The sequence below is a fragment of the Mycobacterium sp. PS03-16 genome, from assembly GCF_004570325.1.
Taxonomy (GTDB): Bacteria; Actinomycetota; Actinomycetes; order Mycobacteriales; family Mycobacteriaceae; genus Mycobacterium.
On record NZ_SPQO01000015.1, the window covers coordinates 82,585 to 103,302 of the forward strand.

The following is a 20,718-nucleotide window of genomic DNA, read 5'->3' on the forward strand; positions in this document are numbered from 1 at the left end:
GACACGACAACTTCGATGATGTGTCATGTATTCCATGTGGCTGTCGACGGAGGAACAGCGGGTGTGGCGTGGCTACCTCGCGATGGTGGCGGAGTTGCAGACCGCGATGAACCGGCAGCTGCAGCGGGACTGCGGGCTCTCGCTGAGCGACTACGAGGTGCTGGTCGCGCTGTCCGAGCACGGACCGCGCCGGATGAACCAGCTCGGCGACGACCTGGGGTGGGAGCAGAGCCGGCTGTCGCACCAGGTGCGGCGGATGCGCGAGCGCGGGCTGGTGACGCGCGAGGGCGTGCACGAGGACCGCCGCGGCGCCGTCGTCGCAATCACCGATGCCGGCCGGGAGGCGTTGCGCACCGCAGCACCCGGGCATGCGGCGCTGGTGCGTCGGGCCATGTTCGACGGGGTGCCCGACGCCGCCCGCACGGTGTTCGCCGACGTGATCGACACCGTGCGGGAACGGCTGCGCGCCGAGGCGTGAGCTACCAGTCGGATTCGTCGAACGTGATGACGCCGCGGATGTTCTTGCCGTCGAGCATGTCCTGGTAACCCTGATTGATGTCCTCGAGGCGGTAGGTGTTGGTCACCATCTCGTCGACCTTGAGCAGCCCGGACTTGTACAGGCCGATCAGCCGCGGGGTCTCCACATGGCTGCTGCCGCCGCCGAAGATGTTGCCCTTCAACGTCTTCTGCAACATCGTGAACAGGAACAGGTTGAGCTTGACGTCGAAGTCCATCATCGAGCCCATGCCGGTGACGACGCAGGTGCCGGTCTTGGCGGTCAGCGTCATCGCCTCTTCGATGTACTCGCCGCGCATCTCGCCGACGGCGATGATCGTCTTCTCGGCCATGAAGCCGTGGGTGAGCTCGAGGACGGGGTTGATGGCCTCGGCCATCGAGGTGAAGACGTGGGTGGCGCCGAACTTGACCGCCTGATCGCGCTTGAACTCGACGGGGTCGATCGCGACGACGTTGCGGGCGCCGGCGATCACCGCACCCTGCAGGGCGGACAGGCCGATGCCGCCGACGCCGACGATCACGACGGTCTCGCCGGGCTGCACCTCGGCCACGTTGGTCGCCGACCCGAAGCCGGTCGGCACCGCACACCCCATGATGGCGGCGGTCTCGAACGGGACATCGTGGTCGATCTTGACGACCGAGTCCTTGTGCACGGTCATGTACGGCGCGAACGTGCCCAGCAGGTTCATCGGCGTGACCTCGTGGGAGCCGGCGCGCACGCGGGAGGTGCCGTCGGCGATGGCCTTGCCGCCGAGCAACAGCGCGCCCCGGTCGCACAGCGAGCGGTAACCCCGCAGGCACGGCTGGCACTCCCCGCAGGCCGGGATGAACGCCAGCAGGACGTGGTCGCCCTCCTCGATGCCGGTCACGTTGCGGCCGACCTTGGTGACGACCCCGGCGCCCTCGTGACCGCCGAGTGCGGGCAGGCCGATGGGTGTGGCCCCGGTGGTCAGGTGGTAGTCGGAGTGGCACATGCCCGAGGCATGCATCCGGATCTGCACCTCGTCGTCGATCGGGTCGCCGACCTCGATCTCATCGACGCGGAACGGCGAGTTCAGCTCCCACAGCAGGGCGCCCTTCGTCTTCATGGTCCGCGATCATAGAACACGTTGCAGTTCTGTGTCTCGCGCACCCGGTCACCTGCGCCGATGACGACTTTGACCCGTCGAGTGACCACCCGTGCCGCCGGAATAAGGTTCCAGCACGCTTATCCACAGCAATGCGTGTCATAACCCTGAAGTCGGCGCGAATTGTCGGCCCTCGCCGCCACCGTGTGGCCATGACAACCACAATCATGGGCCCGTTCCTCGGCACCGAGGCGCTGGCAGCCGGTGCGGTGACCCGCCGTCAGCTGGGCCGCCGGTACCGGGCGGTGTACCGCAACGTCTACGTGCCGGCGGGACAGGAACTCACCGCGGTGACGCGTGCCAAGGCGGCGTATCTGTGGGCCCGCCGCAACGCGACCGCCGCGGGATTGTCGGCGTCGGCGTTGCACGGGTCCCGGTGGATCGACGCGTGCGAACCCGCCGAACTGATCCGGATCGGCGATGCGGCTCCGGGCGTTCTCATCCACCGCGACCGTCTCCCCGAGGACGAGGTTTGTGAGCGCATGGGGATTCCCGCCACGACCGCCGCACGCACCGCTTTCGACCTGGGCCGCCGACGGGGCACACTCACCGCCGCCGTCCAGCGCATCGATGCCTTGGCCAACGCGACCGGGCTGACGCGCGAGGATGTCGATCCGCTGCTCGAACGGCATCGTGGTGCGCGCGGGATCGTGGCGCTACGTCGGGCGCTCGACCTCATGGACGGCGGGGCCGAATCCCCGCCGGAGACCGCGGTGCGGTTGATGCTGATCGCTGCCGGCTTCCCGCGGCCGGAGACACAGATCGTCGTGGTCGACGCGTACGGCGCATTCGTCGGCCGCATCGACATGGGTTATCGCGAGCACCAGGTCGGCGTCGAATACGACGGTCCGCAACATTGGGACGACCCGGGCCAGCACGCCCGGGACATCGACCGTTTGGCAGAGCTGGCGGCTCAAGGATGGGTCATCATCCGCGTCAGTCGCGACATCATGCGATACCGCCGAGTGGTCGCGCTGCGTCGCACGCGCGACGCCATGCGCGCGGCGGGCTGGCCGCACTGGGCCGAGGTCAGACTTGACGCACGCTTATCACTCGAACGCGGGGCATAACCCTGATCTCGGCCTCTCGGCCCCCCGCTACCTCTCGCGGGGCGTATCGGGCAGGCCGAACGCCGCGAACGACGTCATGTGGAACGCCACCACATGGGTGATGCCGTCCGGTGTCGCGGCCAGCACGTGCAGCTGAAAGGGTTCGTGCCGCCCGGTCTGCGGGTTGCGCATGTACATCGCCGCCGCGGGCTGACCGTTGGCGGTGGTCGGCGTCAGCAGCATGTCGCCCGCGCCCTCGGCCGGACAGTGCGTCTTCGACAGCAGCACGATGTCCTCGGGCCCCTGGTACCACCCGTCGAACGGCGGCATCTCCCACACCGCCTCCGCGGTGAACAGCTCGACCAGCCGGTCCATGTCGTAGGTCTCGAATGCCGTGATGTACCGGCTCAGCAGGTCCTGGGCCTCGGGGGACTCCGGCGGCGGCAGCACGTCGTCCTCGCTCGGGCCGATCGCGTCGAGCTGGGCCCGCGCCCGCTGCAGCAGGCTGTTCACCGCGGCGGTGGACGTGCCGATGGCCTCGGCGACCTCGGCGGCCTTCCACTGCAGCACCTCGCGCAGCACCAGCACGGCGCGCTGGCGCGGGGACAGGTGCTGCAGGGCCGCCACGAACGCCAGCCGCACCGACTCCCGCGACCCGACGATGCTCGACGGATCGTTCGACTCGTCCGGGAGGGGTTCCAGCCAGGGAATCTCGCCCTGCCACTGGATGTCGTCGACCGGGTCCGAGCTCGGTGCCCCCAGCCCCGTGGGCAGCGGGCGGCGCTGCCTGCCCTCCAGCGCGGTCAGCGACGTGTTGGTGGCGATCCGGTAGAGCCAGGTGCGCACCGACGACTTGCCCTGGAACCCCTTGTAGGACTTCCACGCCCGCAGGTAGGTCTCCTGCACCAGGTCTTCGGCGTCGTGCAGGGATCCGGTCATGCGGTAACAGTGCGCCAGCAGCTCGCGGCGGTACTGCTGCGCATCAGCGAGGAAGGCGTCTTCCGCGCTGCCGTCATCCAAGGTCTGTGCGAGGACGGTCACGTCCGTGAGCTTACGCACGGTGGCCGACAACCGGCACGTCTGTTTCGCAGGCGGACCGATAGTCTCGCCGACATGCCCAGCACCCGCACCGAGCGGAGCTTCGACGGCGTCGGCGGAGTCCGCATCGTGTACGACACCTGGACCCCCGACACCGCCCCGCGCGGCGTCGTCGTCCTCGCCCACGGCTACGCCGAACACGCCCGCCGCTACGACCACGTCGCGCAGCGCTTCGGCGCGGCCGGGCTGGTGGTCTACGCCCTCGACCACCGCGGCCACGGGCGTTCGGCCGGCAAGCGCGTCTACCTGCGCGACATCTCCGACTACACCGCCGACTTCCACACGCTGGTGCAGATCGCGGCCGGGGAGTACCCGCAGCTGCCGAGGATCGTGCTCGGCCACAGCATGGGCGGGGGCGTGGTGTTCGCCTACGGCGCCGAGCACCCCGGCGACTACGCGGCGATGGTGCTCTCCGGGCCTGCGGTGTACGCACAGTCGGCGGTCAAGCCGTGGCTGGTGACGGCGGCCAAGGTGCTCGGCCGGATCGCGCCGGGGGTGCCGGTCGAGGAGCTCGACGCCGACGCGGTGTCCCGCGACCCGGAGGTGGTCGCCGCCTACAAGGCCGATCCGATGGTGCACCACGGCAAGCTCCCGGCCGGGGTGGCCCGCGGACTGTTCACGGTGGGGGAGACGATGCCGCGCCGGGCCGCGTCGATCTCGGCGCCGCTGCTGGTGGTGCACGGCGACCAGGACCGGCTGATCCCGGTCGAGGGCAGCCACCGGCTGGTCGAGTGCGTGGGCGCCCGGGACGTGCACCTCAAGGTCTACCCGGGCCTGTTCCACGAGGTGTTCAACGAACCCGAGCGCGACCTGGTCCTCGACGACGTCACCTCCTGGATCGAGACACGACTGTGAAACCCGCTGCGCGACGGCTGTTTTCGGGCCTGGCCGCCGCCCTGCTTATCGCCGGCTGCTCGTCGGACGCCGAACCGCAGGCGTCGAACTGGGTCGACGACCAGGTGACGTTCACCGCCGACGGTCTGACCCTGCACGGCACCTACCGCCACCAGCCGGACGTCAGCGGTCCGGCCGCGCTGCTGATCTCCGAGAGCGGGCAGACCGACCGCAACGGTGACAACGCCGTCGCGGGGCCCGTCGGCAACATGCGCCAGCTCGCCGAACTGCTCAGCGAGCGGCAGGTTGCCTCGCTGCGGTACGACAAGGTCGGCACCGGCCGCACCGGTCTGGGGCCCTACGCCAACCGGCCGACCGAGGTCGGCACCGCCGTGTACACCGGGGGTGCCGCCGCCGCGCTGCGCTTCCTCGCCGACCAGCCGGGCACCGACCGCGACCGGGTGTCGATCTACGCGCTCGGCGAGGGCACCGTGCACGCGATGGCGCTGGCCGACCCGGCGGCGGGTGGCCCGGCGGTGCACTCGCTGGCGCTGCTGCAGCCGCTGCCCGGGCGCTATCTCGACATCATCACCGGTCGGGTGCGCGGCGAGGCGGATCCCGCGGTGCTCGACGCCTGGCTGGCCGCGGTCGAGGAGATCCGCACGAAGGGCACCGTGCCCGCCGACCTGCCCGAGGGTCTCGGCGCCATCGTCAACGCCGGCAACATCAAGGCCGTGATCGAGGCCGACCGCGTCGACCCGGTGGCGCTGGCCGCCACGCTGCCCGCCGGGATGCCGGTGCTGCTGACCTGCTCCAACACCGACAGCCAGGCCCGCTGCGACGCGCTGCGACCGCTGATCGAGGCGCTGGGCCACACCGCGCTCACCGTCGCCGAACTCGACGGCGTCAACCACGTGCTGCGCGACGACCCCACCGACAACGTCGCGAACTACGCCAACGGCGAGCCACTTTCTCCACAGGTCGTCACGGCGATCGACGGGTTTGTCGGCAAGGAGCCCTAGCGTGGCGGCCATGAGTGACGAGCGAGGAGCGGAGCGGATCCGCGCATGAGTGACGACAAGATGCTGGCGCGCATCGCGGCCCTGCTGCGCCAAGCCGAAGGCACCGACAACGCCCACGAGGCAGAAGCGTTCATGGCCGCCGCGCAGCGCCTGGCGACGGCGACCTCGATCGACCTGGCGGTCGCGCGGTCACACGGCGACCAGCGCACCAAGGCCCAGACCCCGGTGCAGCGCACCATCACGATCGGCAACGCGGGCACCCGCGGCCTGCGCACCTACGTCCAACTGCTCGTGGTGATCGCCGCGGCCAACGACGTGAAGTGCGACGTCGCGTCGAACTCCACCTTCGTGCACGCCTACGGGTTCGCCGAGGACATCGACGCCAGCCACGCGCTCTACGCCAGCCTGGTGACGCAGATGGTGAAGGCGTCGGAGGCCTACATCGCCTCGGGGGCGCACCGGCCCACACCGACCATCACCGCCCGGCTGAACTTCCAGCTGGCGTTCGGCGCGCGCATCGGGCACCGGCTCAGCGAGGCCCGCGAGGAAGCGCGGGCGGCGGCCACCGACGGCCGGGACAGCCGGCCGGGCACCGCGATCGCACTGCGCGACAGTGATCTCGAGCTCAAGGACTTCTATCAGCAGGCGTCGCAGGCCCGCGGCACCTGGCGGGCCACCAGCGCCACCGCCGGGTACTCCTCGGCCGCCCGCCGCGCCGGTGACCGGGCCGGCCGCCGCGCCCGGCTCGGCCCCAGCCCCGAACTCGCCGGCGCCCGCGCCGCCCTGGAGACGTGACCCGCCGCGACACCCAACGGGCCCAGGTGTACGCGGCCGAACAGTTCGTCCGCACACTGTTCGACCGCGCCGCCGAACGCGGCAACCCGGTCGTGGAGTTCTTCGGTGCGGCGCTCACGCTGCCGCCGGAGGGCCGGTTCGCGTCCGTGCCGTCGGTGCAGTCCTACGTCGACGACGTGCTCGCCCACCCCGGGGTGCGGGAACGGTGGCCCGATGCGGGGCCGCTGAGCGTGCGCGCCCGCCGCGGCGCCACGGCCGCCCACTACGAGCGCACGGAGGACCGGGCGCTGATCGCCGTGCCGGAGCGGCGCACCACCTGGGCACTGCGTGAACTCGTCGTCCTGCACGAGATCGCCCACCACCTCTGCGACGCGGATCCGCCGCACGGCCCGGCCTTCGCCACCGCGCTGTGCGATCTGACCGAGGCGGTGATGGGGCCGGAGGCCGCGCACGTCCTGCGGGTCGTGTACGCCAAGGAGGGGGTGCGCCTGGGCGGCGGTTCCAAGGATTAACGTGGGCGCGTGAGCGAGCCGGATCCGCAGAGCGTCGATCAGCTGTTCAACGCGCTGCTGCACACCGAGGACGAGGCGCTGAGGACCGCGCGGGAGTCGACCACCTCGGCCGGCATGCCGCCGATCGAGGTGTCGGCCCAGCACGGCCGGCTGCTGGCGCTGCTGGCCACCATCAGCGGCGCCCGGCGCATCCTGGAGATCGGCACGCTCGGCGGGTACAGCACCATCAACCTCGCCCGTGGCGCCGGGCCCGATGGGCGGGTGATCACCTGCGAGTTCGACCCCCACCACGCCGTGGTGGCCCGGGAGAACCTGGCCCGCGCGGGTGTCGCCGACCGGGTCGAGGTGCTGGTGGGCGCCGCGCTGGACACCCTGCCGACGCTCGAGTACGCCGGGCCCTTCGACCTGGTGTTCATCGATGCCGACAAGGAGAACAACATCGCCTACGTCGAGTGGGCGATCCGGTTGGGCCGGCCCGGCACCGTGATCGTGGTCGACAACGTCACCCGCATGGGCCGCATCTACGATCCTGCGCCCAACGACCTGCAGGCCCGCGCCGTGCGGGAGATGCTGCAGATGATGGGCGAGCATCCGCGGCTGAGCACCGCCGCGATCCAGACTGTCGGCGCCAAGGGCTGGGACGGGTTCGCGGTCGCGGTGGTGAGCTGAGCCGAGGTGATCCGCCGCTCGCGGCGGGTATAGGCACGCCATGGGGATCTGCTATCGCGACGGCATGGTGTCGGTCGACCGGATCGTGAAGGCGTCGCCAGCGGCGGCGTGGTCGGTGCTCGTCGACCTGCAGGCCTGGCCGAAGTGGGGGCCGACCGTCGCCGGGGCCGAACTGCTCGACGGCACCGAACTCGGGCTCGGCGAACGGGGCCGGGTGTTCACGCCCGTCGGCCTGCCGCTGCCGTTCACGATCACCGAGTTCCAGCCGGGCCGGTACTGGGCGTGGCAGGTCGCCGGCATCCCCGCCACCGGCCACGGCGTGGAACCGACCGACACCGGCACCCGGGTGTACATGAATGCGCCGGTGTGGGCCGGTGCCTATGTGCCGGTGCTCGCGATCGCGCTGTCGCGCATCGATCGCATGGTCAGCTGACCGCCGACCGCACGGTTGCTGACGGGCCTACTCGGCCGATGCGGACAGCAACCGTGCGTTCGGGCGCTGAACTAGCCGCAGACCGCGCCGGTGGCCGCCGACCCGACCAGTTTCGTGTACTTGGCCAGCACGCCGGTGGTGTAGCGCGGCGGCAGCGGCTGGAAACCGGCCTTGCGCGACTCGAATTCGTCGGCGTCCACGAGCAGGTCCAGCGTGCCGTTGGCGACGTCGAGCCGGATCCGGTCGCCGTCGCGCACGAACGCGATCGGCCCACCGTCGACGGCCTCGGGCGCGATGTGGCCGACGCACAGACCCGTGGTGCCGCCGGAGAAGCGGCCGTCGGTCATCAGCAGCACGTCCTTGCCGAGGCCCGCGCCCTTGATGGCGCCGGTGATCGCCAACATCTCGCGCATGCCGGGCCCGCCCTTGGGGCCTTCGTAGCGGATGACGACGACGTCGCCGTGCGTGATCGTGCCGTCCTCCAGCGCGTCCAGCGCCGCACGCTCGCGCTCGAACACGCGGGCGGTGCCCTCGAACACGTCCGAATCGAAGCCGGCCGACTTCACCACCGCGCCCTCGGGCGCCAGCGAGCCGTGCAGGATCGTGATGCCGCCGGTGGGGTGGATCGGGTTGCTCATCGCCCGCAGCACCTTGCCGTCGGGGTCGGGCGGTTCGATGTGCGCGAGGTTCTCGGCCATGGTCTGACCCGTCACCGTCAGGCAGTCGCCGTGCAGCAGGCCGGCGTCGAGCAGCGCCTTCATCACCACGGGCACACCGCCGATCTCGTCGACGTGCTTCATCACGTGGCGGCCGAACGGCTTGACGTCGGCCAGGTGCGGCACCTTCTGCCCGACGCGGGTGAAGTCCTCCAGCGTCAGCTTCACCCCGGCCTCCGACGCGATCGCCAGCAGGTGTAGCACAGCGTTGGTGGAGCCGCCGAACGCCATCACCACGGCGATGGCGTTCTCGAACGCCTCCTTGGTCAGGATGTCGTGGGCGGTGATGCCGCGCCGCAGCATCTCCACGACCGCCTCACCGGACCGGCGCGCGTACTCGTCGCGCCGCTTGTCGATGGCGACCGGCGACGCGCTGCCCGGCAACGACATCCCGAGGGCCTCGGCGGCCGAGGCCATGGTGTTGGCGGTGTACATGCCGCCGCACGCGCCCTCGCCGGGGCAGATGGCGCGTTCGATGATGTCGACGTCCTCGCGCGACATCAGTCCGCGCGCGCAGGCGCCGACGGCCTCGAAGGCGTCGATGATCGTGACTTCCTTCTCGGTTCCGTCGGTGAGCTTGGCCGTGCCCGGCATGATCGAGCCGTTGTAGAAGAACACCGAGGCCAGGTTGAGCCGCGCGGCGGCCATCAGCATGCCGGGGATCGACTTGTCGCAGCCGGCCAGCAGCACGGTGCCGTCGAGGCGTTCGGCCTGCACCACGGTTTCGACGCTGTCGGCGATCACCTCACGCGAGACCAGCGAGAAGTGCATACCCTCGTGGCCCATCGAGATGCCGTCGGACACCGAGATGGTGCCGAACTCCAGCGGGTAGCCACCGCTCGCGTGCACGCCACCCTTGACCGCCTGCGCCAGCCGCTGCAGCGACATGTTGCACGGGGTGATCTCGTTCCACGACGAGGCGACACCGATCTGCGGCTTGACCCAGTCGTCGTCACCCATGCCGACCGCGCGCAGCATGCCGCGGGCGGCGGTCTTCTCGAGGCCGTCGGTGACGTCGCGGCTTCTGGGTTTGATGTCCGGAGTCTGAGAGGGCATCCGTCAAGTATGCCTTCGGCGTTTGGCCCGGCCAAACCGATATAGATACCCCCTTGGGGTATTCGGTAGGCTGTGGGCATGATGTCCCGACTCGCCGCCCTGATCGCCGCGTCCGCTACGGCCCTCCTGCTCTCCTCCTGTTCCGATGCGGCCGAGCAGCCGCCCGCGGCCGAAGGCCACGCCAACCACACCCAGAGCCAGAGCGCCGGCGACGCGCAGGCCGCGCACAACGCCGATGACGTCGCGTTCGCCCAGGGCATGATCCCGCACCACCAGCAGGCGATCGAACTGGCCGACCTGGCCCGGGAACGCTCCACCGATCCCGCGCTGCTCGACCTCGCCTCGGCGATCGCCGCGGCGCAGGGCCCCGAGGTCGACCAGATGACGCAGATGCTGCGCAGCTGGGGCGAAGAGCCCATGATGGAGCACGGCGGGCACGGCGGCCACGACATGAGCATGCAGGGCATGGTCGACGCGCCCACCATGCAGCGGCTCGGCACGCTGAGCGGTGCGGAGTTCGACACGCTGTGGCTGCAGTCGATGATCGCCCATCACCAGGGCGCGGTCGAGATGGCCAAGGCCGAACTCGCCAACGGGCAGAACGCCGAGGCCAAGACGCTGGCCGAGGCGATCATCACGGCACAGGAGAAAGAGATCGCGCAGATGAACGAGATGCTCGCGAGGTGACGATGTCGGATGACGTGGCAGCAGACCCTGCCCACGACGCCGGGCAGCACGGCTATTCGGCGCAGAAGGCGAACTACGCCAAACGGCTGCGCCGCATCGAGGGCCAGGTCCGCGGGATCGCCAAGATGATCGACGAGGACAAGTACTGCATCGACGTCCTCACCCAGATCAGCGCCGTCAACAGCGCGTTGCAGTCGGTGGCGCTGGGGCTGCTCGACGAACACCTCGGCCACTGCGTGACCCAGGCGGTGGCCGAGGGGGGCGAGCAGGCCGACGCCAAACTCGCCGAGGCCTCCGCGGCGATCGCCCGGCTGGTGCGGTCCTAGGCGCCGAGTTCGCGTTCCAGGCGCTCCACCTTCGCGGTGAGCTGACCGCGGAAACCGGGCCGGATGTCGGCCTTGAGCACCAGGCTCACCCGCGGCGACACCGCGGCCACCGCGTCGACGGCCTGCTTCACCACCGCCATGATCTCGTCCCATTCGCCTTCGATGTTGGTGAACATCGCGTTGGTCTCGTTCGGCAGACCCGACGCCCGCACCACCCGGATGGCCTCGGCCACCGCCGCGCGCACGCCGCCGGTGTCGTCGCCGCCGGACGGGCTGACACTGAACGCCACAAGCATCGGTCCAGCCTGACACACTGCCGGGGTGACCGAAGTCGTCCTGCTCCCCGCCACCGTCGAACACCTCACCGCCCTGCGCGAGGACCGCGCCGCATTCGCCGAACTGCTCGGCAGCGCGGTGCCCGACGGTTGGCCCGAGTTCCCGGAGGCCATCGAGTTCACGATCGCCACGCTCACCGAGCACCCGTACCAGGCGGACTGGTGGATGCACTTCTTCCTCGCCGAGGACGGTGCCGTCCTGGTCGGCTCCGGCGGGTTCGTCGGCCCGCCCCGGGACGGGGTGGTGGAGATCGGCTACGAGATCGCGCCCGAGTTCCGCGACCGCGGCCTGGCCACGGCCGCGGCCCGGGCCATGATCGACAAGGCCGTCACCAGCAGTAACCGGGTGACCACCGTGATCGCCCACACCCGTGCCGAGGACAACCCGTCGACCGGGGTGCTGCGCCGGCTGGGGTTCCGGCGCACCGCCGAACTCGACTACCCCGACGAGGGGCCGGTGTGGCGGTGGGAGCTGCCCGCGCCCGCCGCCGTCGCCGGATGAACGGCGCCGGCACTTCCCCCGGGTGACCTGCAAAAAGTAACGCGCACCCCGTAGCCGCGATGAATGGTGCAGGTCAGGGACCCGGCTTGCACCGCAGCGCTGTTCGCGGCGCTGCGCGCGACGGTAGCTGGCCGGTCCTCTGTGCGACACTGGACCTGTTTCGTGGACTGGAGGTAACGCATGCCGCAGCGGACAGCGCGGAAAATCACGACCGCGATCATCGCCGCCGGACTCGCGGGCGGCGTGGCGATCGCCCCCTCGGCGTCGGCCCAGCCGCTGCCTCCACCGCCGCCCCCGCCGGTGAACCCGGTCGCGCCGCCGCCTCCGCCGGCGAACCCGTTCGCGTTCCCGCCGCCGGCCCCCGCGCCCAACCCGCTGGCCCCGGCGGCGCCGGGCAGCACCCCGTTCGCCCCGGCCGCGCAGCCGATGGCGATCCCGGAGGGCACGCCGGCCGGTCAGAACCCCACCCCCTACGTCGGTGAGCCGGTGTTCGCACCGCCGACGTTCAACCCGGTCAACGGGTCGATCGCCGGCGCCGCCAAACCGATCTACATCAACTTCCAGCGGCCGATCGGTAACCGTGAGCTGGCCGAGCAGGCCATCCACATCTCGAGCAACCCGCCGGTGCCCGGCCGCTTCTACTGGACCAGCGACACCCAGGTGCGCTGGCGCCCACAGGACTTCTGGCCGGCCGGCACCGTCGTCAACATCGACGCCGGCGGCACCAAGTCCAGCTTCACCGTGCCCGAGCAGCTGGTCGCGACCGTCGACGACGAGACCAAGCAGATGGAGATCGTGCGCAACGGGGTCGTCGAGAAGACGTTCCCCGTGTCGATGGGCAAGTCCGGCTACGAGACCAAGAACGGCACGTACTACGTGCTCGAGAAGTTCGAGGACATCGTGATGGACTCCTCCACGTACGGCGTGCCCGTCGACGACCCGTCCGGCGAGGGCTACAAGATCAAGGTCAAGGACGCCGTCCGGATCGACAACAGCGGCATCTTCGTGCACGGGGCCCCGTGGTCGGAGGGCGCGCAGGGCAACAGCAACGTCAGCCACGGTTGCATCAACCTCAGCGCCGAGGACGCGCAGTGGTTCTACGACAACTTCGGCAGCGGCGACGCCGTGGTCATCAAGAACACCGGCGGCGGCCTGTACACCCAGCCCGACGGCGCCTCCGACTGGCAGATGTTCTGACCTGACCCGTTCGGCCCTCCCGGTCCGCACTGACCGTGTCAGGATTGAAGTGAGCCCGGCCGCACCGTCGCGGCCGGTGACCATCCGAGGGTGGGCCGATGCCCGGTGTCGACAGAGCCGCTGCCCGCACGGTCGTGGTGATCGTGCTGATGGTGTTGGCCGTCGTCGCGCTGCGGGGCCACCTACCCGGCGCTGATCCCGCCACCGACGCCCCGCCCGACCGCGGTCCCGGCCCGCTGATCGCCGTGGTCACGATGCTGGTGCTGTCGATGGCCGTCATCGCGTTGTCGGTGCTCACCCAGCGGCACGACCCCGTCACCCGGCCCGACACCGTCGGTGCCCTGGCGCGCGACCGGGCCGGCCGCGGCGGCCGGTGGACCTGGCGCATGGCCGCCGTGGTCGCCGCGGTCGTGGTGGGCTGGCTGGTCGTGGTGCTGCTGCTGATGCGGCTCAGCGGGTGGCTGGAGGTCGCCGCCGGACCCCCCGCGCAGCCGGCCGAACCCACCCGCGCCGCTCCCAACGCCGGCGCGCCGGAACCGCCGCCGCCGCAGGACGCACCCGGTTCAGGTGCGGCGCTCGGCGTCCTCGCCGCCGCGGCGGCCGTGTTCGTGGCGCTGTCGATCGCCGCCACGATGGCCGGCCGCCGGCAGCGACGCCAGATGCCATCGGCGCCGTTCGACGATCCGCCGGGCGAGCAGGCGCCGGCGTCCGGACCGCAGACGCTGGTGCGGGCCGCCGAACGCGGCCTGGCCGAGATCGGGGACCTCAGCCGCGAACCGCGCGAGGCGATCATCGCCTGCTATGCGGCCATGGAGCGGGAACTGGACAAGGCACCGGGCGCCCGTCCGCAGGAGTCCGACACCCCGACCGAGGTGCTGGCCCGGGCCGTACAGCGCGACCTGCTGCGCGCCGACAGTGCCACCGAACTCGTCGACCTGTTCGAGGAGGCCCGATTCAGCCCGCACGTGATGGACGAGCAGCACCGCGAGGTCGCGGTCCAGGTGCTGCGCCTGGTGCTGCATGAGCTGCAGGAGGCGCCGTGACCCGCGTCGTCGTGCTCGCCCTCGCCGCGGTGGCGGTCGTCGAGGCCTACGCGCTCATCCGGCTCGACCGCGACGACGTGCTGGTGGCGTCGGGGGTGGCACTCGCCGCGGCCCTGCTCGCGGTGCGCGCGGTGATGGCGCGGGTCCGGCGGCCGGCTTCCGACCACGCCGGGGTCGGTGAGCGGGAGGCGGCGCTGCGGCGGTGGGCGGCCAAGACGCAGAGCCTGATCGCGTGGTCGGAATCCACCCGCTCCGACTGGGACCGTCGGCTGCGGCCCATGTTGGCCCGCCAGTTCGAACTGGCGACCGGGCATCGAAAAGCGCGCAATCCCAGGGCGTTTCAGGCCACCGGTGAGATGCTGTTCGGCGCCGAGCTGTGGCAGTGGGTGGACCCGGAGAACATCAGCCGCACCGGCGCCCACGAGCCGGGGCCGGGCCGCGCGGCGCTCGACGAGATCCTGCGACGGCTGGAGCGGGTGTGACACTGCCGGCCCAGACCACCACCGCCCACTGCCGGGCGGTGCTCGACGAGATCGGCGCCGTGGTGGTCGGTAAACGGTCGGCGCTCACCCTGATCCTGACCACCGTGCTGGCCCGCGGCCACATCCTCATCGAGGATCTGCCGGGGCTGGGGAAGACGCTGATCGCCCGGTCGTTCGCGGCCGCACTCGGATTGCGTTTCACCCGTGTGCAATTCACCCCCGACCTGCTGCCCGCCGACCTGCTCGGCGCGACGATCTACGACATGCAGACCGGGCGGTTCGACTTCCGGCACGGACCGATCTTCACCAACCTGCTGCTCGCCGATGAGATCAACCGGACGCCACCCAAGACGCAGGCCGCGCTGCTCGAGGCGATGGCCGAACGCCAGGTCAGCATCGACGGCACCACCCACCCGCTGCCCGCGCCGTTCCTGGTGCTGGCCACCGACAACCCGATCGAGTACGAGGGCACCTACCCGCTGCCCGAGGCGCAGCTGGACCGCTTCGCGATCCGGCTGGAGCTGCGCCACCTCAGCGAACCCGAGGAGGTGACGATGCTGCGCCGCCGCCTCGAGCGCGGGTCGGCGGAGCCCGCCGTGCAGCGGGTGGTCAGCGCGGAGGACCTGCTGGCCATACAGGAGTCGGTGGAACAGGTCACGGTGCACGACGACGTCCTGCAGTACGTCGTGTCGCTGGCGACGGCATCTCGTCAGCACCCGCAGGTCGCGGTCGGCGCCAGCCCCCGCGCCGAGCTGGACCTGGTGCAGTTGGCGCGCGCCCGCGCCCTGCTCACCGGACGCGACTACGTGATCCCGGAAGACGTGAAATCCCTTGCGGTGCCGGTGATGGCGCACCGCATCAGCCTGCGACCGGAAATGTGGGTGCGGCGGGTCCAGGGGGCCGACGTGGTCGAGGAGCTGCTGCGCCGGCTCCCGGTGCCCCGCGCCCGGACCGGCGGACCGTGACCGAGCACCCCGCCGATCACTCCGGTGTCGATATCGAACTGCGCTGGGGCGCATCGGTATTGACCAGGACGATTGCGACGTGTGCCGCCGTGGCGCTGGCCGCGGCGCTGCTGACCGCGCGGTGGGACCTGGTGGCGTTCTGCGCGCCGCTGCTGGGTGTGCTGTGCTCGCTCGGCTGGCAGCGGCGGCCACCGGCCGTGCGGGTGTACGCACACCCACAGCTGCAGCGGTGCTTCGAAGCCGAGGCCACCACGGTCGACGTGTGGGCGGCCGCCGACGAGCCCGGCCCGATCATGTTGTCCTGCAGCACCGCCGAGGGGATGCGGGCCGATACCACCGTCGGCGACGGCGGCCGGCTGTCGGTGACGCTGACCGCCGCCCGCTGGGGCCGGTACCCGGTTCACGCGCACGTGTCGGTGACCGGCCGCGGTGGCCTGCTGGTGGGCACCGGAAGCGCCGCCGTCGCGCGGGTGGCGGTGTTCCCGATGGCGCCGCCGCAGACGGTGGCGGTGCCGCGCACGGACCTGCTCGACCGGCTGGGCACCCACCTCACCCGCCACCTCGGCCCCGGCGTCGAGTACGCCGACATCCGCGGGTACGTCCCGGGTGACCAACTGCGCACGGTGAACTGGGCGGTCAGCGCCCGGCGCCGCAGCCTGCACGTCACCCAGCGGCTGACGGACCGTTCCGCCGACGTGGTGGTGCTGGCCGACACCTATCCGCAGCCGGCGGGCCCGGCCACCGCGGCCACCGAACGCATCGCACGCGGTGCCGTGCAGGTGATCCAGAGCGCGCTGCGCTACGGCGACCGCGCCGGTCTGGTCACCCTCGGCAGCCGCCACACCCGGTGGCTGGCCGCCGACATCGGCCAGCGGCAGTTCTACCGCGTGCTCGACGTCCTGCTCGACGTGGCCGACCAACCAGACACGGCCACCGGCAGTCTCGCACCGCGCGCCGCCGTGCCGCCCGGCGCGATCGTCGTCGCCTTCTCCACGATGCTCGAGACGGAGTTCGCGCTGGCGCTGATCGATCTGCGCAGGCGCGGGCACACCGTGGTCGCGGTCGACGTGCTGGAGGGCAACCCGCTGGCCGATGTCGACGATCCGCTGGTCGACCGCATGTGGGCGCTGCAGCGGTCGTTCATGTACCGCGACATGGGCACGATCGGCGTGGACGTGGTGGCGTGGCCGTCCGACGTCACCCTCGATCAGGCCATGGCGGTGGCCCCGGACCGCAGACGCCCCGGGCGGCGGCGGTGACCGGGTGGCCGGCGCAGCTGCTGCCGACCGGCTGTGGCGTGCTGATGGTCACCGCGTCGGCCGCGCAGGCCACCGGCGCGCAGCTGATCCCTGCGGTGGCGGCCCTCGCCGCGGTCCTCGGCGGCGCGGTGTGGCGACCGGCCGCGACACTGGCGGTGCTGCTGACGGTCGGCACGCTGGCCGTTGCCGTCCCGGCGCCGATGGTGACGGTGCTGTCCGGGCTGACCGCCGCGCTCTACCTGGTGCTGCGCCACGGCCCGGGGACGGTGACCCCGCCGAGCATGCTGGCCGTCACCGGGTTCGCGGCCGTCGCCGCGCTGGTGACCGCGGCGCCGCTGCACGTGCCGTGGCTGCCGCTGGCCGCCCCGCTCGCGCTGCTGGGCGCCTATCTGGTGGCGGTGCGGCCGTTCCTGCGCGGCGGCTAGGTCACCACCCACAACGCCAGCGCGATGACGAACGCCGAGAGCCCCAGCGTGGTCTCCATGACCGTCCACGTCTTGAGCGTGGTCTTGACGTCCATCCCGAAGAACCGGCTGACCAGCCAGAAGCCCGAGTCGTTGACGTGTGAGAGCACCGTCGCGCCCGCGGCGATTGCGAGTACCAGCAGGGTCAGGTGGATGTCGCTCAGGCCCGCCTCGGCGGCGGTCGCGCCGAGCAGACCGGCGGTCGTGGTGATCGCGACGGTGGCCGAACCCTGCGCCACCCGCAGCAGCGTGGCGATGACGAACGCCTGCAGGATCAGCGAGATCCCCAGATTGGACAGCGAGCTGCTCAACGCGTCGCCGATACCGCTGAGCTCCAGCACGCCGCCGAACATGCCGCCCGCACCGGTGATGAGGATGATCGAGCAGATCGGGCCCAGCGAGTGGTCGAGGATGTCGCGGACGTCGGCCATCGACCGGCCGCGGGTGCCCAGTGCGGCGATCGCCACCATCACCGTGATCAACAGGGCGACGGTGGTGTTGCCGAGCAACACCAGATACCGCGCCCAGGTCGCGTCCTCCGCGATCACCCCCGCCTCGGTCAGCGTGCTGATCACGGTGTCGAACGAGATCAGCACGAACGGCAGCAGCAGGATGCCCAGGACGGTGGGGAATGACGGTGCCGTGCGGGTGACGGTCCGGGTGGCGCCGCGTTCACCGGTGGTGCCGACGGCCCCGTCACCGTCGGGATCGGTGTCGGTGCCGGCGTCCCGGTCGCGGCCGCCGTTCATCTCACCGAACAGGATGTCGGGGATGTCGACGTAGAACCGCCGCCCCATGATGCGCGACACCAGGTAGGAGCCGATGTACCAGGAGGCGACGGCGACCGGGAAGCCGATCAGCAGCGTGAGCCCGATGTTCGCGTCCAACGCCCCGGCGGCGGCCACCGGTCCGGGGTGCGGCGGCACCAGCGCGTGCATCGCCGCGAACGCACCGGCGGCCGGGAACGCGTACAGCAGCAGCGACCCGCCGAACCGCCGCGCGACCGTGAAGATGATCGGCAGGAACACCACCAGGCCGGCGTCGAAGAAGATCGGGAAACCGAACAGCAGCGCAGCCACGCCGAGCGCGAACGGCGCCCGTTTCTCGCCGAACCGGTTGATCAGCGTGTCGGCGAGCACCTGTGCGCCGCCGGTGATCTCGAGCAGCCGGCCGATCATCACGCCGAACCCGACCAGCAGCGCCACCGACCCCAGCGTGTCGGCGAAGCCGAACATCAGCGCATCGGGGATGTCGGCCACCGGGAACCCGGCGGCCAGCGCCGTCAGCACACTGACCAGTACCAGCGCCACGAACGCGTGCAGCTTGACCTTGATGATCAGGAACAGCAGGACGGCGACGGCGGCTGCGGCGATCAGCAGCAGAGTCGCGGCGCCATATGCTGGTTCGATCGCTTCCATGCGGCCTCCGAACCGTCGGTCTGGGATCGTTCCCGGACGTGTTCCGCGCTCAGGCGGATGCTCCGGTCAGCGAACACCGTGACCAGCCGACCGTAGGCGGCCGAGACATTCCCCGTCTGGCCGATATTGAAACACCGCGGGCGGGGGCTCAGTTCCAGATGCGCACCCGGCGCTGGGGTTCCAGGTACAGCGCGTCCGACTCGTCGACCTCGAACGCCTCGTAGAAGGCGTCGATGTTGCGGATCACGCCGTTGCAGCGGAACTCCGGCGGCGAGTGCGGATCGGTCGCCAGCCGGCGCACCGCCTCGGCGTCGCGGTACTTGGTGCGCCACACCTGCGCCCAGCCGAAGAACACCCGCTGCACACCGGTCAGCCCGTCGATCACCGGTGCCTCCTCGCCCTTGAGCGAGAGCTGGTACGCCAGCAGCGCGATCGAGAGCCCGCCGAGGTCGCCGATGTTCTCCCCGACGGTGAAGGCGCCGTTCACATGCGGAGAGGGGGAGTGGCCGTTTCGTAGATCACGCGGCGTGTACGCCTCGTACTGTTCGATCAACGCGGTTGTGCGCGAACCGAATTCGCTGCGGTCGGCATCGGTCCACCAGTCCACGAGGTTGCCGTCGCCGTCGTACTTGGCGCCCTGGTCGTCGAATCCGTGCCCGATCTCGTGGCCGATCACCGCGCCGATTCCGCCGTAGTTGGCCGCGTCGTCGGCCTCGGCGTCGAAGAATGGCGGCTGCAGGATCGCCGCGGGGAACACGATCTCGTTCATGCCCGGGTTGTAGTACGCGTTGACGGTCTGCGGGGTCATGAACCACTCGTCGCGGTCCACCGGTCCGCCCAGCTTGGCCAACTCGCGGTCGGAGGCCACCTGGTAGCCGCGCACGTAGTTGCCGTAGAGGTCGTCGCGGCGGATCACCAGCTGCGAGTAGTCCTTCCACCGCGCCGGGTAGCCGATCTTCGGGGTGAACTTGTCGAGCTTGGCCAGCGCCTTCTCGCGGGTCTCCGGCGTCATCCACTCCAGTGAGTTGATGCTGACGCGGTATGCCTCGCGCAGGTTGGCGACGAGTTCGTCCATGCGGGCCTTGGCATTCGGCGGGAAGTGCCGCTCGACGTAGAGCTTGCCCAGCGCGTCGCCCATCAGGTTCTCCACCACCGACACCGCGCGCTTCCAGCGGTCGCGGATCTGCTCGGTGCCCGACAGCAACCGCCCGTAGAACGCGAAGTCCTCGGCGACCAGCGCGTCGGTGAGCAGGAACGCGCGGGCGTGGATGAGCCGCCAGCGCACCCAGCTCTTCCAGTCCGCCAGCGATTCGGCGGTCCAGGCCGCGGCGAACGCCGTCAGGTAGTCGGGCTGGCGGACCACCAGCTCGGCGACCTTGTCCTCGGTCGCGCCCAGCGCGCCGACCCAGCCGGCCCAGTCGAAGCCGGGTGCCTGCGTCGGCAGATCGGCGAACCGCAGCAGGTTGTAGGTCAGGTCGGCGTCGCGGCGCTTCACCACGTCCCAGTGCGCGGCGGCCAGGCGGCGTTCCAGCGCGACGATGCGCTCGGCGGTTCCGGCATGGTCTGCGGCGTCCCCGCCGTAGACCAGCGCGAACATCGCCGCGATGTGGCGCGGATAGGCGGCCAGGATCTCGGCGTGCTGCTCGTCGCGGAAGTACGACTCGTCGGGCAGCCCGATCCCGGACTGGCTCAGGTGCACCAGGTAGCGCGTCGAATCCTTGGAGTCGGTGTCGACGTAGATGCCTGCGCCGCCGCCGACGCCGGTGCGCTGCAGCACCCCCAGGACCGCGGCCAGTGCGTCGGGAGAGTCGGCGCCGTCGACCATGTCCAGCTCGTCGAGCAGCGGCTGCACACCGACGCGGTTCACGGTCTCCTCGTCGAGGAAGCTGGCGTACAGGTCGCCGATGCGCTGTTCGTCGGTCCCGTCGGCGGCGCCCGAGGCGGCCGCCTCGGTGCCTGATGTCGCCGCCGCGGCTCCGGTGATCAGGTCGCGGATCTGCTCCTCGGCGCGGTCGTAGAGCGAGCGGAACGCGCCGTCGGCGGCGCGGTCGGCCGGCATCTCGTACTCGGTCAGCCAGCGTCCGTTGACGTGGCCGAACAGATCGTCCTGGGGGCGCGATGCCGGGTCGACGTAACTGAGGTCCAGACCCGACTTGATGGTCGCTGTGGTTCCGGCGTCAAGGGTTCTCTCCGTCACCCCAACATGCTGCCAG

Annotated in this window: 23 protein-coding genes; 17 read left to right on the plus strand and 6 right to left on the minus strand. The window is 70.9% G+C overall.

Annotated features, from left to right (window positions below; all coding sequences use genetic code 11):
* Positions 1–25 precede the first annotated feature (25 nt).
* Entirely contained in the window at positions 26–478 is a 453-nt protein-coding gene (locus E4P42_RS14730; RefSeq protein ID WP_135126812.1) for a MarR family winged helix-turn-helix transcriptional regulator, read from the plus strand.
* A gap of 1 nt (position 479) precedes the next feature.
* On the opposite strand, the gene E4P42_RS14735 is transcribed toward E4P42_RS14730, so the two are convergent.
* On the minus strand, positions 480–1,604 hold the full coding sequence (locus E4P42_RS14735) for an NDMA-dependent alcohol dehydrogenase (protein ID WP_135126813.1): 1,125 nt from the start codon (positions 1,602–1,604) through the stop codon (positions 480–482).
* A 191-nt stretch (positions 1,605–1,795) separates the two neighbouring features.
* On the opposite strand from E4P42_RS14735, the gene E4P42_RS14740 reads away from it, so the two are divergent.
* A complete protein-coding gene (locus tag E4P42_RS14740) occupies positions 1,796–2,713 on the plus strand; it encodes an endonuclease domain-containing protein (protein WP_245234028.1) in 918 nt (305 codons plus the stop codon).
* Positions 2,714–2,740: 27 nt separating this feature from the next.
* Here the strand turns inward: E4P42_RS14740 and E4P42_RS14745 are convergent, their stop codons facing one another.
* Positions 2,741–3,763, minus strand: coding sequence for a sigma-70 family RNA polymerase sigma factor (locus E4P42_RS14745; protein WP_135126814.1), 1,023 nt, complete (start codon positions 3,761–3,763; stop codon positions 2,741–2,743).
* A 42-nt stretch (positions 3,764–3,805) separates the two neighbouring features.
* Here E4P42_RS14745 and E4P42_RS14750 point away from each other — a divergent pair, with 42 nt between their 5' ends.
* The 6 genes from E4P42_RS14750 to E4P42_RS14775 are packed head-to-tail and all read left to right on the plus strand — an operon-like array spanning position 3,806 to position 8,055.
* Entirely contained in the window at positions 3,806–4,645 is an 840-nt protein-coding gene (locus E4P42_RS14750) for an alpha/beta hydrolase (RefSeq protein ID WP_135126815.1), read from the plus strand.
* Positions 4,642–5,646, plus strand: coding sequence for a hypothetical protein (locus tag E4P42_RS14755; protein WP_245234029.1), 1,005 nt, complete (start codon positions 4,642–4,644; stop codon positions 5,644–5,646). Before E4P42_RS14750 ends, E4P42_RS14755 begins: the two co-directional genes overlap by 4 nt.
* Positions 5,647–5,691: 45 nt before the next feature.
* Complete coding sequence (locus tag E4P42_RS14760; RefSeq protein ID WP_135126816.1) at positions 5,692–6,441, plus strand: DUF2786 domain-containing protein; 750 nt, start codon at positions 5,692–5,694, stop codon at positions 6,439–6,441.
* On the plus strand, positions 6,438–6,953 hold the full coding sequence (locus E4P42_RS14765) for a TIGR04338 family metallohydrolase (RefSeq protein WP_135126817.1): 516 nt from the start codon (positions 6,438–6,440) through the stop codon (positions 6,951–6,953). Before E4P42_RS14760 ends, E4P42_RS14765 begins: the two co-directional genes overlap by 4 nt.
* A 9-nt stretch (positions 6,954–6,962) precedes the next feature.
* Complete coding sequence (locus E4P42_RS14770; protein ID WP_135126818.1) at positions 6,963–7,622, plus strand: O-methyltransferase; 660 nt, start codon at positions 6,963–6,965, stop codon at positions 7,620–7,622.
* A gap of 40 nt (positions 7,623–7,662) precedes the next feature.
* A complete protein-coding gene (locus tag E4P42_RS14775; protein ID WP_135126819.1) occupies positions 7,663–8,055 on the plus strand; it encodes an SRPBCC family protein in 393 nt (130 codons plus the stop codon).
* A gap of 71 nt (positions 8,056–8,126) precedes the next feature.
* On the opposite strand, the gene ilvD is transcribed toward E4P42_RS14775, so the two are convergent.
* Entirely contained in the window at positions 8,127–9,827 is a 1,701-nt protein-coding gene (gene ilvD, locus E4P42_RS14780; RefSeq protein WP_135126820.1) for a dihydroxy-acid dehydratase, read from the minus strand.
* A 78-nt stretch (positions 9,828–9,905) separates the two neighbouring features.
* Between ilvD and E4P42_RS14785 the strand changes: the two genes are divergently transcribed.
* Both E4P42_RS14785 and E4P42_RS14790 read left to right on the plus strand, forming a co-directional pair.
* Complete coding sequence (locus E4P42_RS14785; RefSeq protein ID WP_135126821.1) at positions 9,906–10,514, plus strand: DUF305 domain-containing protein; 609 nt, start codon at positions 9,906–9,908, stop codon at positions 10,512–10,514.
* 2 nt (positions 10,515–10,516) lie between these two features.
* Positions 10,517–10,840 (plus strand): metal-sensitive transcriptional regulator, encoded by a 324-nt coding sequence (locus E4P42_RS14790; protein ID WP_135126858.1) that lies wholly within the window; start codon positions 10,517–10,519, stop codon positions 10,838–10,840.
* On the opposite strand, the gene E4P42_RS14795 is transcribed toward E4P42_RS14790, so the two are convergent.
* Complete coding sequence (locus E4P42_RS14795) at positions 10,837–11,136, minus strand: thiamine-binding protein (RefSeq protein WP_135126822.1); 300 nt, start codon at positions 11,134–11,136, stop codon at positions 10,837–10,839. The genes E4P42_RS14790 and E4P42_RS14795 overlap by 4 nt on opposite strands.
* Positions 11,137–11,161: 25 nt before the next feature.
* Here E4P42_RS14795 and E4P42_RS14800 point away from each other — a divergent pair, with 25 nt between their 5' ends.
* The 7 genes from E4P42_RS14800 (at position 11,162) to E4P42_RS14830 (ending at position 17,048) form a co-directional block, all read left to right on the plus strand.
* The gene (locus E4P42_RS14800; protein ID WP_245234030.1) at positions 11,162–11,677 is read left to right on the plus strand and encodes a GNAT family N-acetyltransferase; all 516 of its coding nucleotides are present in this window, start codon (positions 11,162–11,164) and stop codon (positions 11,675–11,677) included.
* Positions 11,678–11,857: 180 nt separating this feature from the next.
* Entirely contained in the window at positions 11,858–12,874 is a 1,017-nt protein-coding gene (locus E4P42_RS14805) for a L,D-transpeptidase family protein (protein WP_135126823.1), read from the plus strand.
* 98 nt (positions 12,875–12,972) lie between these two features.
* Positions 12,973–13,917 carry a DUF4129 domain-containing protein gene (locus tag E4P42_RS14810; protein WP_135126824.1) on the plus strand — a complete coding sequence of 315 codons (945 nt, stop codon included), beginning with the start codon at positions 12,973–12,975 and terminating at the stop codon, positions 13,915–13,917.
* Positions 13,914–14,399, plus strand: coding sequence for a hypothetical protein (locus E4P42_RS14815; protein WP_135126825.1), 486 nt, complete (start codon positions 13,914–13,916; stop codon positions 14,397–14,399). The genes E4P42_RS14810 and E4P42_RS14815 overlap by 4 nt, the downstream gene beginning before the upstream one ends.
* The gene (locus E4P42_RS14820) at positions 14,396–15,364 is read left to right on the plus strand and encodes a MoxR family ATPase (RefSeq protein WP_135126826.1); all 969 of its coding nucleotides are present in this window, start codon (positions 14,396–14,398) and stop codon (positions 15,362–15,364) included. The genes E4P42_RS14815 and E4P42_RS14820 overlap by 4 nt, the downstream gene beginning before the upstream one ends.
* Positions 15,361–16,623 (plus strand): DUF58 domain-containing protein, encoded by a 1,263-nt coding sequence (locus E4P42_RS14825; RefSeq protein WP_135126827.1) that lies wholly within the window; start codon positions 15,361–15,363, stop codon positions 16,621–16,623. The genes E4P42_RS14820 and E4P42_RS14825 overlap by 4 nt, the downstream gene beginning before the upstream one ends.
* Entirely contained in the window at positions 16,620–17,048 is a 429-nt protein-coding gene (locus tag E4P42_RS14830; RefSeq protein ID WP_245234031.1) for a hypothetical protein, read from the plus strand. Before E4P42_RS14825 ends, E4P42_RS14830 begins: the two co-directional genes overlap by 4 nt.
* Here E4P42_RS14830 and E4P42_RS14835 read toward each other — a convergent pair.
* Positions 17,045–18,505 (minus strand): GntP family permease, encoded by a 1,461-nt coding sequence (locus tag E4P42_RS14835; RefSeq protein ID WP_135126828.1) that lies wholly within the window; start codon positions 18,503–18,505, stop codon positions 17,045–17,047. The genes E4P42_RS14830 and E4P42_RS14835 overlap by 4 nt on opposite strands.
* A gap of 148 nt (positions 18,506–18,653) precedes the next feature.
* A complete protein-coding gene (locus E4P42_RS14840) occupies positions 18,654–20,702 on the minus strand; it encodes a M13 family metallopeptidase (protein ID WP_371287040.1) in 2,049 nt (682 codons plus the stop codon).
* Positions 20,703–20,718: the final 16 nt, after the last annotated feature.